Origin of the sequence: Sphingobium sp., from assembly GCF_033795625.1 — a bacterium.
GTDB lineage: Bacteria > Pseudomonadota > Alphaproteobacteria > Sphingomonadales > Sphingomonadaceae > Sphingobium.
Window position 1 is genome coordinate 1 of record NZ_JARYGI010000097.1, and the last position, 900, is coordinate 900.

General features: G+C 68.6%; 2 protein-coding genes and 1 pseudogene. 1 reads left to right on the top strand and 2 read right to left on the bottom strand.

From position 1 onward, the window contains the following. A partial coding sequence (locus tag QHC67_RS18745) for an RNA polymerase sigma factor (RefSeq protein WP_319296677.1) occupies nt 1-390 on the bottom strand: 390 nt, incomplete at its 3' end. After that, a pseudogene (locus QHC67_RS18750) lies at nt 387-772 on the bottom strand (periplasmic heavy metal sensor). The pseudogene QHC67_RS18750 and the gene QHC67_RS18745, both read right to left, overlap by 4 nt. Here QHC67_RS18750 and QHC67_RS18755 point away from each other — a divergent pair. Continuing rightward, on the top strand, nt 665-900 hold a 236-nt coding region (locus QHC67_RS18755), incomplete at its 3' end, for a hypothetical protein (RefSeq protein ID WP_319296679.1). The pseudogene QHC67_RS18750 and the gene QHC67_RS18755 overlap by 108 nt on opposite strands.

Below are 900 nucleotides of genomic sequence, written 5' to 3' on the forward strand. Positions count from 1 at the left end.
CTCTGCCAGCTGCTGCTCGGCGCCGATCGCCTGGTCGGGTAGTGGCGCCTCGTCGACGACATGTTCGGCTTCCCCCAGCGCCAGCGCGTGGGAGAAGAAGTTGCGGACCGCGCGGCGGCGGCGCCAGTCATGGCATTTGTTGATGACGATCCGCGACATCCAGACCCGGAACGGACGTGTTCCGTCATAGCGCCCCAGCGCCGCGAAGGCCGCGATGAAACTCTGCTGGGTGACGTCGAGCGCGGCTTCGGCATCCCCGATATGGCCGCGGACGAGACGGTACACGGACTCGCGGTGACGCAGCATGAGTTCGCCATAGGCGCTCTGCCTGCCGGCAAGCGCCAGTGCGGCCAGTTCGCCGTCCGAGCAGCCGGCGAGATCGAGCGTCACCGCTCCTGGGCCGTCAGTGCCTTGACCACCGCCTGATCGAACCGGGCGGCCTGATCGGGACGCAGCACGCCGCGCATCGCGAAGATATGCTCCAGCGTCTCCTTCTGGAGCTGCCCCATCGCCTGGTGCGACCGATCGACCGCCGCGCTGACCTGCGGCCCGTAGCCATGCTCCGCCTCGATCGCTCCGCCAGCCGCGCATTGTCGGCGCGCAGCTCGAGTTCCAGCGCCTGCTTGCGGACCGCGAAGCGGCGCTCGATGGCCTCGATCTTCGCATGCTGGGTGTCGTTAAGTTCGAGCTGCCGGTGGAGAAGCGTATGAAGCTCGGTTTCGACCGGCGTCTGCCGCGCGACATAAGCGCGTCCGATGAGAACCCCAGCGATCGCCGCGGCAAAGGCGATCAGTGCGATCAGCAGCAGGCGGCGGCGATCGTTCATTCGCCGCCGCCCAGCAAGGACGAGGGCGCCAGTGCGGGCGGAGCGCCGAAGGGCGCGACCGACGCCGCCCTGAC